At 69.6% G+C, this 15,877-nt stretch carries 12 protein-coding genes; 3 read left to right on the forward strand and 9 right to left on the reverse strand.

Going from position 1 to position 15,877, the window contains the following annotated elements; all coding sequences use genetic code 11:
- Window positions 1-140: 140 nt before the first annotated feature.
- The 5 genes from ACZ7LS_RS31320 to ACZ7LS_RS31340 form a co-directional block, all read right to left on the reverse strand.
- Window positions 141-2,033: an alpha-galactosidase D gene (locus tag ACZ7LS_RS31320; protein WP_382668621.1), complete on the reverse strand. Its 1,893-nt coding sequence runs from the start codon at window positions 2,031-2,033 to the stop codon at window positions 141-143.
- 145 nt (window positions 2,034-2,178) lie between these two features.
- Window positions 2,179-3,102: a carbohydrate ABC transporter permease gene (locus ACZ7LS_RS31325; protein WP_382524564.1), complete on the reverse strand. Its 924-nt coding sequence runs from the start codon at window positions 3,100-3,102 to the stop codon at window positions 2,179-2,181.
- Window positions 3,099-4,043 (reverse strand): carbohydrate ABC transporter permease, encoded by a 945-nt coding sequence (locus ACZ7LS_RS31330; protein ID WP_382668625.1) that lies wholly within the window; start codon window positions 4,041-4,043, stop codon window positions 3,099-3,101. Before ACZ7LS_RS31330 ends, ACZ7LS_RS31325 begins: the two co-directional genes overlap by 4 nt.
- Before the next feature lie 21 nt (window positions 4,044-4,064).
- Window positions 4,065-5,378 carry an ABC transporter substrate-binding protein gene (locus ACZ7LS_RS31335; protein WP_382969793.1) on the reverse strand — a complete coding sequence of 438 codons (1,314 nt, stop codon included), beginning with the start codon at window positions 5,376-5,378 and terminating at the stop codon, window positions 4,065-4,067.
- 8 nt (window positions 5,379-5,386) lie between these two features.
- Window positions 5,387-6,562, reverse strand: coding sequence for an ROK family transcriptional regulator (locus ACZ7LS_RS31340; RefSeq protein ID WP_382524569.1), 1,176 nt, complete (start codon window positions 6,560-6,562; stop codon window positions 5,387-5,389).
- Between the two features lie 179 nt (window positions 6,563-6,741).
- On the opposite strand from ACZ7LS_RS31340, the gene ACZ7LS_RS31345 reads away from it, so the two are divergent.
- A complete protein-coding gene (locus ACZ7LS_RS31345) occupies window positions 6,742-8,874 on the forward strand; it encodes an alpha-galactosidase (protein WP_385132931.1) in 2,133 nt (710 codons plus the stop codon).
- 34 nt (window positions 8,875-8,908) lie between these two features.
- Here the strand turns inward: ACZ7LS_RS31345 and ACZ7LS_RS31350 are convergent, their stop codons facing one another.
- Window positions 8,909-9,775, reverse strand: a complete 867-nt coding sequence (locus ACZ7LS_RS31350) for a helix-turn-helix domain-containing protein (RefSeq protein ID WP_382524572.1) — start codon at window positions 9,773-9,775, stop codon at window positions 8,909-8,911.
- 241 nt (window positions 9,776-10,016) lie between these two features.
- On the opposite strand from ACZ7LS_RS31350, the gene ACZ7LS_RS31355 reads away from it, so the two are divergent.
- Together ACZ7LS_RS31355 and ACZ7LS_RS31360 are read left to right on the forward strand one after the other, a co-directional pair.
- Entirely contained in the window at window positions 10,017-10,460 is a 444-nt protein-coding gene (locus tag ACZ7LS_RS31355; protein ID WP_385132928.1) for a (R)-mandelonitrile lyase, read from the forward strand.
- Window positions 10,461-10,512: 52 nt separating this feature from the next.
- Window positions 10,513-11,550: an alcohol dehydrogenase catalytic domain-containing protein gene (locus ACZ7LS_RS31360; RefSeq protein WP_385132925.1), complete on the forward strand. Its 1,038-nt coding sequence runs from the start codon at window positions 10,513-10,515 to the stop codon at window positions 11,548-11,550.
- Window positions 11,551-11,735: 185 nt separating this feature from the next.
- Here the strand turns inward: ACZ7LS_RS31360 and ACZ7LS_RS31365 are convergent, their stop codons facing one another.
- The 3 genes from ACZ7LS_RS31365 to ddaH all read right to left on the reverse strand — a co-directional run bounded on the left by ACZ7LS_RS31365 (window position 11,736) and on the right by ddaH (window position 15,842).
- The gene (locus ACZ7LS_RS31365; protein ID WP_382524578.1) at window positions 11,736-12,890 is read right to left on the reverse strand and encodes a lectin; all 1,155 of its coding nucleotides are present in this window, start codon (window positions 12,888-12,890) and stop codon (window positions 11,736-11,738) included.
- Between the two features lie 220 nt (window positions 12,891-13,110).
- Window positions 13,111-14,652 carry a hypothetical protein gene (locus ACZ7LS_RS31370; RefSeq protein ID WP_385132922.1) on the reverse strand — a complete coding sequence of 514 codons (1,542 nt, stop codon included), beginning with the start codon at window positions 14,650-14,652 and terminating at the stop codon, window positions 13,111-13,113.
- 374 nt (window positions 14,653-15,026) lie between these two features.
- A complete protein-coding gene (gene ddaH / locus ACZ7LS_RS31375) occupies window positions 15,027-15,842 on the reverse strand; it encodes a dimethylargininase (RefSeq protein WP_385132919.1) in 816 nt (271 codons plus the stop codon).
- Window positions 15,843-15,877: the final 35 nt, after the last annotated feature.

Genomic DNA, 15,877 nt, shown 5'->3' on the forward strand with positions numbered 1-15,877 from the left:
AAACGCGCAGGCGGGAACGACGGCCGGGGACCGTCGGTGTGACGTCGGGGGATCACTCGGTGGGCGTGCGGGGCCGGTCAGGTCACCGCGGGAGCCCTGCTTGGGGCCCGGGTCGTGTCACCGGGCCCCGCGGGGGTACGTCAGGAGCGCGGTACGTCGATCCTGTCGAGGTCGGGCGCGTATCCGCTGCCGCTGTCGAACGTGATGGTGTTGGAGCCCGCCTTGAGGGCCAGCTGGACGCTGACGGTCTTCGCGGTGCCCCAGTCGCCGGTGGAGGGGAACTTCAGACTGCTTCCGTTGCCGCTGTTGGAGGAGACGGTCACCGAGCGCGCGTCGCCGCTGACGTAGCCGACGCGTACGGTGTAGATCCCGTCCTTCTTCACGGTGACGTCGTTGAACGTCAGCTTGCCGCCGGTGTAGAGGTTGCCGACCTTCTGGCCACCGGAGCAGGCGTCGCATCCGGCGAGGGAGGCGTTGCCCGACAGGGTGTTCGCCGGGGACTCGGCCTCGTAGCCGGTGGTGGGCAGTGTCTCGCCGCCGGGCTTGACGGTGAACAGACGCGAGCCGTGCGCGGGCAGGGCCGCGGTGATCTTGTTCTTGTGGCGTCCGAGGTTCTCCTTGTTCCACAGGTCGCGCACGGAGGCGTCGCCGGTGAAGCCGAAGGACGCCCAGTGGGCGGTGACCGAGGCCGGCGAGTCGCCGAGGTTGAACAGGGCGACGGTGTAGCTGCCGTCGGGGTTCTCGGTGCCCCAGACCTGCTGGTCGCCCATCGGGGTGACCGGACGTGCCACGGGCGAGTCGCTCTGGTCGACGGCGATGACCTCGCGGTTGGTCAGCAGCGAGACACCGTAACTGTCCAGCTTGGTGAGGTCGTCACCGGTGTACAGGGGCGACTTGCTGATCGCCCACAAGGTCATATAGCTCTGCCGCTCGGCCTTGGTGAGGCCGTCCATCTCCCCGTTGCCGACATCGATCGCGTCGAAGTCGTTCCAGCCTCCCGGGCCCGCCTTGTCGCTCCACGCGGGGGCGTCGTCCCACCGGTCGTTGACCGAGTTCTCCCAGGTGACGAGGGTGTTGCAGTAGCACTCGATATCGGTGTCGATGCGCCAGCCGTTGGAGTGGCGCTTCCAGTCGGCGGCATGGCCGATGTCGAGCGACCAGGAGAGCTGGAGGTGGATCGGGCGCCCGGTGGCGGCGATGGCCTTCTGCCAGGCGGCGACGTCGGCGACGTTGTCGTAGTTGTCACCCGACTTGAACGAGCCGGGGCCCACGCCGTCCAGCTTGAGGAAGTCGTAGCCCCAGTCGGCGAACAGCCGGGCCTGCGAGTCGATGTACTTCTGCGCGCACGGGTCGGCGAAGTCGATCTTGTAGGAGCTGTCCCAGCCGTTGGTGGTCCGCAGGTCCGGGTGAACGATATCGGCGGTGGTGCAGCCGGGGGCGTTCCAGATCGGCACCTCGCCGCCGCCGTACGCCTCCTTCTCCAGGCCGACGGGCAGGTAGATGCCCGCCTTGAGGCCCTTGGAGTGGATGTGGTCCGCGACCGGCTTCATGCCGCGGGGGAACCGGACCGGGTCGTGCGTCTGCCGCCCGTATGCGTCGAACCCGGGCTTCCAGTCGTTGTCGCGCCACCAGCCGGCGTCGATGTTGACGCGGTCGTAGCCGTACTTCTTGAGCTTGGCGGCGAGGGCGTCCGTCTGCTTCAGGACGTTGGCCTCGGTGAGATAGCTGTAGTCGCCGTCCGGGTTCAGCCCCGGGTACTTGGAGGACTGCATGCTCCAACTGGACCAGCCCATATAGGGCTTGGCGGCGATGCCGGCGGCTTCGGCGGAGGCGGTGGCAGTGGCGGTGGCGCCCGCCGTGGTCGCGGCGGCGGACGGGGCCGCCGCCGCTACCCGGGCGGGAGACGTGGCCTCGGCGGCGGGAACGGCCGTGGCGAGACCGGCGGTGACGGCCAGGACCAGCATGGCTCGCATGGTCCGGCGCGCGGAGCCGGTCCGGGCTGCCGGCGGGGCGGGGTACGAGGATGACCGCATGGGGTCGCACCTCCTGTTGTCGGGTCACGGGGATCGCGCGGGTGGAACCGGCCAGGGGACGTGTGTTCCTGACGGTGGGGCCGGCCGGCCGCTCGCGGTGACTTCGTACGGTCCACGAGCGGGGCGGCGGTACGCGTGCGGCGGCTCAGCCCTTGCCCGAGCCGATGGTGAGCCCGCTGATGAACTGGCGCTGGAGCGCGAAGTAGACCAGCAGAGTCGGGATCGCGGTCAGCAGGGCGCCCGCCGCGATGAGGTTCGGATTGGTGAAGTACTGGCCCTGCAGATTGGCGAGGGCCGAGGTGACCGGACGCTTGTCACCGGTCTCGATCAGCGCCAGGGACCAGAAGAAGTCGTTGTAGATCCAGATGGATTCCAGCGTGGCGAGCGCCGCGAACGCCGGGCGGCACAGCGGCAGCACGATCTGGAAGAACTGGCGCCACACCGGGGCGCCGTCCACGAGCGCGGCTTCGAAGATCTCCTTCGGGATCGTCTTCATGTAGTTGCTGAGCACGAAGGTGCAGAAGCCGCACTGGTAGGCGATGTGGATGAAGATGATGCCCCAGAGCGAGTTGTAGACGAGCAGGGAGTCGCTCATCCACCCGGGCAGCGGGATCAGCAGATACAGCCGGTACAGCGGCGTGATCAGCACCTGCGCGGGGATGAGGTTCCCCGCGGTGAAGAGGATCAGCAGCGCGATGTTCCAGCGGAAGTCGAACCGCGAGACGAAGAAGGCCACCGCCGCGGCGAACAACAGGGTGCCGAGGACCGCCGGAATGGTGATGAGCACCGAGTTCCAGAAGAAGCGCGGCATCCCGGACTGGCTCCAGGCGTCCGCGAAGTTCTCCAGGCCGATACTGCGCGGCCAGGACAGATAACCGTGCTTCGTGGTGTCGGAGTAGGGCCGCAGGGAGGTGTAGACGGCCCACAGCAGCGGGACGAGCCACAGCAGCGCGATGCCGCTGAGCATCAGGTGCCGTCCGGTCTGCCGCCTCGGCCCCCGGGGAGCCTCGGCGGTACGGGGGAGCGCGGTGCGTGACCGGGGGGCCGGCGGCGTGACGGTCGCGGTCACTGGTCCTCCTTGCGGAAGGTCTGGAAGAGGAAGGCCCCGATCGCCGCGAGGGAGACGAGGAGGAGGATGACCGCGAGGGCGGAACCGTATCCGATATGGCTGGACTCACCGATGATGTTGTCGGTGATGAGCAGGGACAGCAGTTCCATGCCGGGCTTGCTGCCGGTACCGCCGCCGAGTACGTAGACGATGTCGAAGGCGCGCAGGGACTCCATGACGGTGACGACCAGGACGATGATGTTGACCGGCTTCATGGCAGGCAGCACCACGCGCAGGAAGGTCTGGCGCCCATTGGCACCGTCGAGGGCGGCGGCCTCCTTCAGGGCGGGGTCGAAACCCTTGAGCCCCGCCAGGTAGAGGATCATGATGTAGCCGGCGTGCCGCCAGCCGGAAGCGAGCAGCACGGCCCAGAGATTGAGGTTCGGGTCGCCCAGCCAGTCGATGTGGTGACCGGGCGATACGGCGCCGATCACGCCGTTCAGCAGCCCGTTGTCCGGGTTGTAGATGATCTCCCACATGAAGCCGACGACCGCCAGGGACAGCACCATCGGCAGGAAGATGGCCGTCTGGTAGATCCGGGTGAAGCGGATCTTCCGGTCCAGCTGGTAGGCGAGGAAGACACCGAACGGCGCGGGCAGCAGCACCGTGAACAGCAGCCAGATCACGTTGTTCCGCACGGCCGGCCAGAACGGCGGGTAGTTGGTGAAGATCTGCAGGTAGTTGTCCAGCCCGACCCAGTGGATGTCGGCCAGGTAGAGGCCGTCCCAGCTGGTGAAGGACAGACCGATGGAGGCCAGCGCCGGCAGCCACACGAAGACCAGCAGGGCGATCAGCGGGATGCCGACGACCACCGTCAGGAAGAGGCGGTCACCAGGACCGAGCCGGCGAGGACGGGGGTGTGCGCGCGACGGGGACCGGCGCGCGGTACGCACGGAGGACATGGTGGAACCTCTCCGGTGGGATCAGGCCGTGAAGAAGCGCGAGCGCTGCGACTCGATCTTCTTCAGCAGGGCCGAACCGTCGTCCGGGTGGTTCAGCCACTCGGTGAAGCCGGGCTGGACCACCGTGGAGATGAATCCCGGGTCGCTGTCGCGGTCCCCGAACTGGGTGATGTGCTTGGCGCCCGCGATGAGCTGGGCGGACTTCCGCTGGAGCGCGTTGTACGAGCCGGTGTCGGCACCGGAGTTGACGGCGACATTGCTCGGGTCGACATCCATGTAGAGGTTCTCGGCCTTGGCGCCGCCGAGGAACGCGAGGAACTTCTTCGCGGCGTCCGGGTTCTTCGGCCGGCGGCTGAGCATGAAGCCGTCGGTGGGCGCCTCGACCGTGTCCTGGCCGTACGCCGGGTCGATCTCAGGGAACGGGAAGAAGTCGATGTCGGAGCGCAGGGATTCGTCGGTGATCTGCTGGCCGAGGAAGAGACCGATGATCGCCATGCCGGACTTCTTGTCGAGCAGCGACTGCGCGGCGTCCTGCCAGGAACGGCCGCCCGCGCCCTTCTGGTAGTACGGGGTGAGCTCGCGCCACAGATCGATGGCCCTGGCGGTGCGCTTGTCGGTCCAGGCGACCTGGCCCCGCATCAGGGACATATGGAAGTCATAGCCGTTGGCACGCAGATTGAGATAGTCGAAGGCGCCGAGGATGCTCCAGGTGTCGCCGCCGCCGTAGCCGGAGGCGATGGGGGAGAGGCCGTCCTTCTTCATCTGCTTGGCCAGCGCCGTGAACTGACTCCATGTCACGGGGATCTCGTAGCCGTACTGCCGGAAGACGCTCTTACGGTAGAAGACGGCCCACGGGTAGTTGTAGAGCGGGACGAAGTAGTACTTCCCGTCCTCCCCCTTGGACAGCTGTTTGGCGGCGTCGCTGTAACCGGCGCCTATCGTCTCCCACACGTCGTCGATGGGGCTGGCGAGGCGCTTCTTGGCGAAGTGCTGCATGCGGTAGCCGGCGAACCAGGTGAAGACATCGTCCGGGGTGCCCTGGAGATAGGTGGAGATGCTCTTCTGGAACGTGTCGTGGTCGACGGTGTTCGTCTTGACCGTGAGCTTGCTGTCCTTCGCGAAGGCGTCCGTCAGCGCGGCGTACGCCTTCTTCGGGGTGGCGTCCGCGCCGTTCGAGCCGAAGGTCACCGTCTTCGGGTCGGACGCGGCCCCTCCGCCGCAGGCGGCGAGGGCGGGCATGGCCAGGGCTGCGGCCCCGACACCGAACAGCCCCTGGACCACCCTTCTGCGGTGCGGACCCACGGAGGTCCTGGGGGTGCGGCTCTGCAGCGTCATCGCTACTCCTATTGCGTGTCTGATCCGATGAAGGACTGGATCGCGGTGGCCGCGGCCCCGCGCGCCCACTCCTCGAAGGGCAGCGGACGTGTCATCACGTCGCACTGCGCGGCGGTGCCGAACGCGGACGCGGTGAACGCGTCGCGGATGCCCTCGGCGAACAGGTCGTACGCGGCCAGGCCCTCGCCGGAGATGATCACGCGTTCCGGACCGAGGACATTGACCACCGAGCCGATGGCCCTGCCGATGGCCTCGCCGGCCCGCGCGTAGACCCCGCGGACCCCGGGGTCGCCGCCGCGGGCCAGTTCCAGGGCCTCGGCCGCGGTGCTCACGGGCCTGCCCGTGGCCTCCCGGACTCCGCGCAGGATCGCCGGGTCCGCCGCGATGGCCTCGACGCATCCGTTGTTGCCGCAGTGGCACGGCGGGCCGAGCGGGTCGATGGACAGATGCCCGATCTCGCCGGCCACGCCGTGCGCGCCCGACACCACCCGTCCATGCACCACCAGACCGCAGCCGATACCGGCGCCCACGGTCACCAGGGCGAAGTCGGAGAGCCCGACCCCGGCCCCGAACCACTGCTCGGCGACGGTCAGCGCCCGTACGTCGTTGTCGACCGTGACCGGCAGACCGGTCGCGGTTCCGACGATCTCGGCGAGCGGGATGTCCCGCCAGTCCAGGAAGGGCGAGTAGCGCACCACACCGTCCGCGCGGTCCACATCACCCGAGACGGCGACGCCCAGCCCCCGCACCCGCACCCCGAAACCGTCGGCCTCCAGGAGCAGTTCCCGCACCAGCGCGGTGAGGGCGGGGAGCACCGCCCCCGGCTCGCGGTCCGTGAGCCGTACATGCCGGGCGACCCGGATACGGCAGCACAGGTCGGCCAGGACGGCGATGATCTCGTCGCCCGTCACCTTGATCCCGATGAACAGCGCCCTGCCCGCGTCGACCCGTACCAGGTTCGCCGGACGTCCGAGCGCGGGCGGCGCGCCTTCGTCCACCCCTTCGACCAGATACCCGACCTCCATCAGCGGGCGCACCGCCTTGGTGACCGCGGCCGGGGACAGCCGGGCCCGCCGCGCGATCTCGGCCCGGGTGAGCGGGCCGTGGGACAGCACGGTCGTGAAGACCAGGGAAGCGGCCGGCGTCGCCGCCGGAACCGCCTCATGAGGAGTGGTTGAGCGCATGGCCGGAAAGCTAGGGTGATTCTTTTCTGCTGTCAATGAAAGAAACAGACCTCATGTGAAGAACCTTCTACAGGTACCTTCAACCTGTAAAACAAAGATCTGGTGCAGGTGTTGACAGTCGATCGAAGGAGAGGTTGGCTGCTCACCTCTCCTGTGGCGCTATTTGAACGCGAGGATCAATGTCTCTGATCTCCTTCGCCCCGGCCTCCGGGGCCTGGCTGCTCTCCACCGCGCGCACGTCGTACGCGCTGCGGATCGATGACACGGGAGCGCCCTGCCACCTCGCGTGGGGACCACGGCTGACCCTCGCGGCGGCCGCGGAACTCGTACCTCCTCCGGCCGTGGAGATCAGCAGCTTCGAGGGCCGCCCGGCGGCCGGCGAGGAGCTGCCCGTCGACGGAGGGGCGCGGTACGGGGCGCCCTCGCTGCGGGTACGGTTCGCCGACGGCACCCGCGCCTTCGAGTGGCGGTACGTGGGCCACCGCACCGGTGAACAGACCCCGGGGACAGCCGAGTTGGCGTTGGAGTTCCGGGACCGCCACTACCCGCTCGCGGTCACCCTGCACTACCGCGTCCACGAGGACACCGACGTCGTCGAGCGCTGGACCGTGCTGCGCAACACCGGCGGGGAACCGCTCACGCTGGCCCGCGCCGACTCCGCGGCCTGGACACTGCCGCCGCGCGACGACTACCGGATGAGCCATGTCACCGGACAGTGGTCGGCGGAGGGCGTGCTCCACCGGGAGCCCGTACCGCACGGCGAAACCGTGCTCACCAGCCGGCGCGGCATCACCAGCCACCACGCCAACCCGTGGCTGATGCTGGACGCCGGTGACGCCACCGAGGACCGGGGCGAGGTGTGGAGCGCGGCCCTGGCCTGGAGCGGCAGCTGGCACGTCACCGTGCAGCGCACCCCCGACGGACGGACGGCCTTCACCGGCGGGGCCGGACACGACGGGGCGCCGGTCCCGCTCGGTCCCGGCGAGGAGTACGTGACCCCGCGCTACGCGGCCCTGTACACCGACGGCGGCTTCGGCGCGGCCAGCCGCGCCTGGCACGCGTACATCCTGGCCCATGTGCTGCCGCACCCCGAGGAGTCGCGTCCCGTCCTGTTCAACTCCTGGGAGGCCACCGGCTTCGCAGTCGACGAGGCGGGGCAGAAGGCGCTGGCGGCGCGGGCCGCGGAGCTGGGAGTGGAGCTCTACGTCGTCGACGACGGCTGGTACGGCGGCCGCCGCGACGACACGGCCGGACTCGGCGACTGGTCGCCGGCCGCCGGGGGCTTCCCCGACGGGCTCACCCCGCTGATCGAGGAGGTCCACCGGCTCGGTATGCGCTTCGGCCTGTGGGTGGAGCCCGAAATGGTCAACCCGGACAGCGACCTGTACCGCGCGCACCCGGACTGGGTCCTGCACTTCCCGCACCGCACCCGCACCGAGCTGCGCAACCAGCTGGTGCTGAACTTCGCCCGGGACGACGTCGCCGAGTGGGCGTACGGCTGGCTGACACGGCTGGTCGCGGAGAACGGGATCGACTTCCTCAAGTGGGACATGAACCGCGCCTTCAGCGAGGCCGGCTGGCCCGGTCGCGAGGGCGGCGAGGACGTGTTGTGGACGCGGTACACCCACCATCTGTACGAGGTCATCGACCGGCTGCGCGCGGACCACCCGGGGCTGCGGATCGAAACGTGCAGCGGCGGCGGGGGCCGGGTCGACCTGGCCATCCTCTCCCGTACGGACCAGGCGTGGCCGTCCGACAACACCGACGCGGCGGACCGTGTCTCGATCCAGCACGGTTTCGGCCAGATCTACCCGGCACGGACGATGGCGGCCTGGGTGACGGACGTGCCCAACCAGCTCACCGGCCGCTCGGTGCCCCTGCGTTACCGCTTCCATGTCGCGATGGCGGGGGTGCTGGCGGTGGGCGGCGATCTCGCGCGCTGGACGGCGGCGGAGCGCGCCGAGGGCGCCGAGTGGGTGGCCGAGTACAAGAAGGTCCGCCACATCGTGCAGCACGGCACCCTGCACCGGCTGCGCGGTCCCGTCGACGACGCGCCGTCCGCCGTGCAGTACACCACCACGGACCGGCGGGAGGCGTTCGTGCTGGTCTGGCAGCGGGCACCGCGCCACGGCACCCCGCGCCCCGCCCTCAGGCTCGCGGGGCTGGACCCCGCCGCGCGCTACCGGGACGCCCGTACCGGCGCCGTGCACCACGCGTCCGTCCTCACCGGGTACGGGATCATGCCCGAACTGCCGGCCGGAGACTGGGCGAGCACGTCCCTGCACCTGATCAGGGTGGACGAGGAGGCGTAGGCGAGAGGCGGGAGGGGCCTCGGGCGGCGCCGCGTCAGGAGCTGTCCGAGGCGGCCCTCGGGTGGTCCGCGGCCCATGAGGCCAGGATGCGCAGCCCGTCGTGGGACGGAGTGCCCGCCTCGGCGGTCCAGATGACGAGCTGCTGGTCGGGGTCGGTGCTGGCGGTCAGGGTGTCCCAGTCGAGGGTGAGGTCACCGGCGACGGGGTGATGGAGCGTCTTGGTGCCCACACTCAGCGTGGCGACGTGGTGGGCGGCCCACCACTGGCGGAACTGCGGGTCCTGGACCGACAGTTCACCGACGAGCGCGGCAAGGCGCGGGTCGTCGGGATACTTGGCGGCTTCCATGCGCAACTGGGCGGCGCAGGTGCGCGCGACGGTCTCCCAGTCGCTGTACAGCGTCCTCATGGCGGGGTCGGTGAAGACGAGCCGCACGTAATTGCGGTGCCTTTCCGGAATCCGGCCGAAATCGGTGACCAGAGCGGCGGCGAGCGCATTCCACGCGAGAACGTCCATGCGACGGCCCATGACAATCGCCGGAGTCGCGGTGAGGTCGTCGAGAAGCCGCCGCAATTGCGGCTGCACTTTCTGCAGTGCGCGCCGCCGGGGCCGCTTCTGGTCCTTTCCCGCCAGCCCGAAGAGATAGTCGCGCTGGTCGTCGTCGAGATGCAGCACACGGGCGAGGGCGGCCAGTACGGGCGCGGACGCCTGGATGCGGCCCTGCTCCAGACGCGTGTAGAAGTCGGTGCTGATCGCGGCCAGCTGGGCCACCTCCTCCCGGCGCAGGCCGGGCACCCGCCGAGGTGAGCCGCTGTCGGGCAGCCCCACTGTGCGGGGGCTGAGCCCGGCACGCCGGGCCCGGAGGAACTCCCCCAGCTCATTGAGGTGCGCGTCGCGGTTCATGCGCACCAGTGTCCCACCGGCCGGCCCTCGGGTGAGGGGGACAGTTTCCTCCCAGGATGAATGCGTCCCGGGGAGGAGATTCTCCCCTTTGCGGGCCGGTGCGGGAATGCGAGGCTGGATGTTGTGGCCGGTGCGCGAAGAAGAACGCACGACCGCGTGGCACCGCCCATCGGCCGACCGCGGTGTCTTTTCCCCTTCCCCTGATCCGCGGTGGCACAGCACGACGCAAGGAGCGACCGGCATGGAAAAGCTGCCGAAGAAGCCCTCGGCCAAAGGGCCGGACGAGATGTTCACCGGTGACGTGTGGTTCGACGTCATCTACGCCGGCCAGGAACCGTCCCGTATGCGGGCGAACACGGTGCGTTTCGCCCCCCGCGCCCGTACGGCCTGGCACACACACGCGGTGGGGCAGACGCTGCACGTCACCGACGGTGTCGGGCTGGTGCGGTCCCGCGGCGGTGAGGTCGTCGTGATGCGGCCGGGGGACACCGTCCACACCCCGCCCGGCGAGTGGCACTGGCACGGCGCCGCTCCGGACCACTTCATGACCCATATCGCGCTGTGGGAGGGCCCCGGCGACGGCAGCCCGGAAACCCAGTGGGGCGAGCATGTCACCGACGACGAATACCACGACGAATACCACGACGAAACGGGCCGGCCGCCGAAACCGGCCGAAACCGGCTGACCACCGACACCGATGAACCCCGCCACCACCTCATCACCAGGAAAGGTGCCTCATGCGAGCCACATTCATGTACGGTCCCGGCGATGTGCGCGTCGAGAACGCGCCCGACCCCGTTCTGCGGCAGCCCACCGACGCGATCGTGCGTATCGTGCGCACCTGTATCTGCGGCAGTGACCTGCACCCGTACCACCACATCCCGGCCTCCGAGCAGGGAACGCCGATGGGCCATGAGTTCCTCGGTGTGGTCGAGGAGTTCGGCTCCGACGTCTCCGGGCTGAGGCGGGGCGATCTCGTCGTGGCCCCCTTCGCGTGGGCCGACAACACGTGTGACTTCTGCCGTGAGGGTCTGCAGACCTCCTGCCGCCACGGTGGGTTCTGGGCCGCGGGCGGCGTGGGCGGCGGCCAGGCGGAGGCGATCCGTGTCCCGCAGGCCCAGGGCACGCTGGTGAAGCTGCCCGTCGGCGAGGACTCCGCGCTGCTGCCGTCCCTGCTGACCCTGTCCGACGTGTACGGCACCGGATACCACGCGGCGAAGATGGCCCGCGTGAACCCGCGCACCACGGTCACCGTGATCGGCGACGGCGCTGTCGGGCTGATGGCCGTGCTGTCCGCCAGGCGTCTGGGCGCCGAGCGGATCATCCTCATGGGCCGGCACAAGGACCGCACCGACCTCGGACGCGACTTCGGCGCCACCGACGTGGTCGCCGAGCGCGGTGAGGAGGGCATCGCGAAGGTGCGGGAGCTCACCGGCGGCGACGGCACCCACACCGTGCTGGAGGCCGTCGGATACATGAGCGCGTACGAGATGGCGGTCGGTGTGGTGCGTCCCGGTGGCGTGATCAGCCGCGTCGGCGTGCCGCAGTACGAGGACGCCCCGATCGGGTTCGGCAGCCTGTTCGGGCCCAACATCACTCTCAACGGCGGCCCCGCTCCGGTGCGCGCCTACATCGACGAACTGCTGCCCGGCGTCCTCGACGGCGAAGTCGAGCCGGGCCGCGTCTTCGACCGCATTATCGGCCTGGAGGAGGTGCCCGATGGTTACCGTGCCATGGACGACCGCGAGGCACTGAAGGTACTCGTCCGCCCCTGACGCCCCGACCGCGTCCGACGTGCGCGACCGCGTCCGACGTGCGGGACGGCGTTTGACGTGGGTGACGGCGCCGCCTGGCGTGGGTGACGCACGACGGGGGCCGCCCGGCACGCGGCCGGACAGCCCCCTGGATCCTCTGTCGGGCTACGGAACCCTTATCGGGCTACGGAACCCTGTCCCGGTGGTCAGCAGTAGAGGTTGGCGCCCGGTGAGGTGCCGAGGATCGAGGTGAAGCGCTGGTAGGCGTCGACGCGGCTCTGGACCTGGGCGGGGTTGCGCCCGTCGCACTCCAGGGAACCGTTGATGCTGCGGATCGTCTGGCCGAAGCCGCGCTGGTTGACCATGGCGTTGTGCGGGGTCATCGTGCCGGGGCCGGTCTGGGTGTTCCAGTACCAGAGGGCGGTCTTCCAGGCCACGGCCGAGTCGTTCTGCACGAGCCAGGGGTTGTTGAGCAGGTCGATGCCCAGCGCGTCACCGGCCGCCTTGTAGTTGAAGTTCCAGCTCAGCTGGATCGGCCCGCGGCCGTAGTACGCCGCCTGGCCCGCCGGGCAGCCGTACGGCTGGCCCCAGTCGCAGTAGTGCGGGTAGTTGGCGGTGTTCTGCTCCACGACATGGACCAGTCCGCCGGTCTCGTGGTTGACGTTCGCGAGGAACGCGGCCGCCTCCTGGCGCTGGATCGTGTCACCGCCGGTCTTGGCGAAGGCGGGGTAGGCGCTGAGGGCGGCGGTCAGGCCGCTGTACGAGTAGAAGGAGTTCCGGCCCGGGAACATCTGGTTGAACTGGGCCTCGGAGACCACGAATCCGCCTGGACTCGGGTTGCCGCCGCCGGCGGACGGCGCCGTCCACTTCTGGTTCGCCGCGCCGGTGCAGGTCCAGATCTGCAGGCGGGTTCCGTTGGCCGCGTTGTTACCGGTGACATCGAGGCACTTGTCGGCCGCGATGCTGACGATGTCCCGCGCGGCGCTCACGGCCCACCGCTGGTTGGCGGCGCCGGAGCAGTCCCACAGCTGGAGCACGGCACCGTTGGCGGTCGAATTGCCGGTGACGTCCAGACACTTGCCGAGGGCCCGGATCGTGCCGTCCGAACCGACGTTCCACTGCTGGGCGCCGCTGCCGTTGCAGTCGTACAGCTGCACGGGCGTGCCATTGGCGCTCGAAGCGCCCGCCACATCGACACACTTGCCCGCCAGTCCGCTGATCTGGCCGGTGGCGGCCGCGGCGGGCGAGGCGGGGAGCACGCTCAGCAGTCCCACGACGAGGGAGCCGACGGCCGCGTACGCCGCCCTGCGGGTCAAGGAGGTGTGGCGCCGGGCGGCCAGGCGTCTCCACTGAATTCTCATGCCCATGTCATACCTTTCGCGAGACTCACACCAGTGGGGGAGTTGACAAGGGATTTCAGTACTTGATTCAAGGTGTGAGTGAAGCCCGCGTCAAGGGTTTGGTATGGACCAATCGGGGGGCGCGGACGACGCACAGGGCACGCGGCGAAGTCCCGTCCACCGGCGGCGAAGTCCCGCCCCACCGGCGGCGGGCGGGACTTCGCCGTATCTGTCGGGAACTCTAGAAGCCGGTGCCGAGGCCCTCGACCACGTAGGCACACTCCGTGTACGTGTAGCCCGGCTCGATCTTGGTCGTGTCCGTACCGGTCGAGGCGGAGCCGCCCGTGGACTTGTGCAGGAAGTAGGTGGTGCCCGCGGGCAGGCTGATCGTCTTGCTCGGGTAGTTCCTGCCGCCCTGACAGGCGCTGACCGACGCGGCCACGGAGCTCTGGTACCGCCTGCACCCGTCGCACGCCTTGAGCTTGACGCTGCCGGTGACCGGGCCCGTGTAGAGGATCTCGACCTCTTCGGGGCTGTCGTTGCTGATGGTGACGGTGATGCTGCCGCCGGAGGCCGTCGTGGGCAGACGCTTGCCCGCGGCGGGCTCGTCCTGGGCTATCTCCGCGGCTATGGCGATCTTCTGCGCGCGCGCCCGGTTCTTGTCGTTCCTGTACGTGCCGGCGAAGTCGTCCATCGTCTTCTGCGCCTCGTCGAACTTGCCGTCCTTGTACTGGTCGACGCCGCACGCGTACGTACCGGCCTGGACATGCCGCTTCGCCTTCGCCGCGTCCTTGTCCAGGGCGGCGGACACGCCCGCCGCGTCGCCCGGCAGGTCCTTGGCCTGCTCGGCGAGGTTGCGCATCGTCTCGTTGGCCACGCAGGGTTCGCCGCCCTTCAGGTCCCCGGCGGCCTTGTCGATCGCGGAGCTGACGGCCGGTTCGACCCGCGCGGCCTGCGCGGAGCGGGGGAAGGTCGTCAGCAGCTCGTAGAGGTGGCCGCCGGTCTCCGCGCCGGACATGACGCTGCCGAGACCGGGCAGCCCGCACTCGTAGAGCGAGGTGGCGAGCCGGTCGTCGGGCCAGTTGACCAGCGAGCCGAGCGCCTTCTCGCCGATGGTGTCCGGCACCGACCGAAGATAGTTCAGCGGTGCGATCGCCTCGCAGTACTTCCGCTCGTCGTACGGCGCGCCGATCGTCGTGTAGTACGCGTTCAGCCGCTCGGGGACGCGCTGGGCGGCCCGGGAGCCGGCGTGGGCCTCGCGCAGACCTCGGTAGACGGCCAGCGCCTCGGTGTAGTCCGGCTCGGCCGCCTCGAACGGCTTGCTCGTGGCGGTCCGTACGAGCTGGTCCGCCCGGCCGAGGCGGTCGAGGAGCATCCGCTGTGTGGCCTCCTCGCGCGCCCCGTCGTAGAGGACCACTCCTCCGACCGGTGCGGCGAGGAGTACGAGACCGAGCAGCACGGCGACGGGCGACCGCGGCGTCCAGGCCAGCGGGGTACGCAGCCCCCGGGCCGCGCCGTGAGCGGCCGCGAGGGCCAGGAAGGCGAGGTAGGCGGCGAGTACCCCACCGGAGACGCCGTCCGGCTCCGCGGGGAGGGCGATCACCAGCAGGACGCCGGTCACGATCACGCACACGGCGGTCGCGAGCGGGCGACGCAGGAGCGCGTAACCGAGCCCGAGGCCACTGAGGTTGAGCAGGGCCACCGCGACGGCCCGCACCGGGTCCGCGGGACCGTGCGGCGGGGGCGGCGCGGCCGGCGGCTGGGCGGGCGGCGGGGGTATCACGAACCCTCCGGCCCCGCCGAATCCCCCGGCCCCGCCGAATCCCCCGGTCCCGCTTCCGGGTCCCCCGGACCCCCCGGTCCCGTTTCCGGTGACACCGAACCCTCCGGCTCCGGTGTCACCTCTGTCCCCGTCCTGCTGATCCCAAGACATCGAGCCCCCCAATCCGTCGGACGCGACAAACGCGCCCGTACCCGAATTCTAGTGGCCAACCGCCCTTCTCCGCCCACGTGTTGAGGGGCGTGGGGTCGGTCGCCGGGGGCGCCGTTGGAGCCACGGGGCGCAGGTCACCGCGTACAGGGGAACCGTGCACAGGAGTGCCGCGTACAGGGGCACCGTGCACAGGAGTGCCGCGTACCCGCCCACCGTCCACAGGACTACCGGGTACGGACTTCCTGCGTACAGCATTTCACCCCGCCGCCGGCCTTCCGGAATTCCGAGAGATCCACCGGGACCGGACGGTATCCGCGGTCCGCCACCGCCGCGATGAGACCGGTGGCGTCCTGGGCGATCACCACGTGCTGTCCGTCCGACACGGAATTGAGCCCGAAACACTTCGCGTCCTGCGCCGTCGCGATCACCGCGTCGGGGAAGAGGGTCTCCAGCACGCGCCGGCTACCCGGCGAGAACGCGCCCGGATAGTACGCCACATTGTCGTCGTCGAGCGCGAACAGCGCCGTATCCAGATGGTAGAAGAGCGGGTCGACAAGGCGCAGGCCGACCGTGGGCACACCGAAGAACTCCTGGGCCTCCTGGTGCGCCTGCGGCAGCGTACGGAATCCCGTCCCGGCGAGGAGCAGTTCCCCCACCGGTGTGAAGTCGCCCTCTCCCTCGCAGATATGGACGGGGGTGCCCACCTCGAATCCGGCGCTTTCGAACCACGCCCGGTAATGGCCGGATTCCGGCCGCCGCTCCGGTGCGAGAAACCGCGCCCCGAACGCCCGCCCACCGAGCACCAGAGCGGAATTGGCGGCGAACACCATGTCAGGCAGCCCGGCGACGGGCGTCATCGTCTCCACCTCATGCCCCAGATCCCGGTACACGGCGACAAGGGATTCCCACTGTCGCAGAGACAGCGCGGAATCCACCGGCTCCTCCGATGTCATCCACGGGTTGATGGCATAGCGGACCTCGAAATACTCCGGCGAGCACATCAGATAACGGCGCTTGCTCGCTGTCCGTCTCTCCCTCATGAACGGCCCTTTCGTGGAACCGGCGGGATGAGCAA

This window comes from Streptomyces sp. NPDC039430 (assembly GCF_055639435.1).

Bases quoted from the DNA above. Each gene is read 5' to 3' on its own strand.
- ACZ7LS_RS31320 (WP_382668621.1), bottom strand. From the start codon at position 2,033: ATGCGGTCATCCTCGTACCCCGCCCCGCCGGCAGCCCGGACCGGCTCC.
- ACZ7LS_RS31330 (WP_382668625.1), bottom strand. From the start codon at position 4,043: ATGTCCTCCGTGCGTACCGCGCGCCGGTCCCCGTCGCGCGCACACCCC.
- ACZ7LS_RS31335 (WP_382969793.1), bottom strand. From the start codon at position 5,378: ATGACGCTGCAGAGCCGCACCCCCAGGACCTCCGTGGGTCCGCACCGC.
- ACZ7LS_RS31340 (WP_382524569.1), bottom strand. From the start codon at position 6,562: ATGCGCTCAACCACTCCTCATGAGGCGGTTCCGGCGGCGACGCCGGCC.
- ACZ7LS_RS31345 (WP_385132931.1), top strand. From the start codon at position 6,742: ATGTCTCTGATCTCCTTCGCCCCGGCCTCCGGGGCCTGGCTGCTCTCC.
- ACZ7LS_RS31350 (WP_382524572.1), bottom strand. From the start codon at position 9,775: ATGAACCGCGACGCGCACCTCAATGAGCTGGGGGAGTTCCTCCGGGCC.
- ACZ7LS_RS31355 (WP_385132928.1), top strand. From the start codon at position 10,017: ATGGAAAAGCTGCCGAAGAAGCCCTCGGCCAAAGGGCCGGACGAGATG.
- ACZ7LS_RS31360 (WP_385132925.1), top strand. From the start codon at position 10,513: ATGCGAGCCACATTCATGTACGGTCCCGGCGATGTGCGCGTCGAGAAC.
- ACZ7LS_RS31365 (WP_382524578.1), bottom strand. From the start codon at position 12,890: ATGAGAATTCAGTGGAGACGCCTGGCCGCCCGGCGCCACACCTCCTTG.
- ddaH (WP_385132919.1), bottom strand. From the start codon at position 15,842: ATGAGGGAGAGACGGACAGCGAGCAAGCGCCGTTATCTGATGTGCTCG.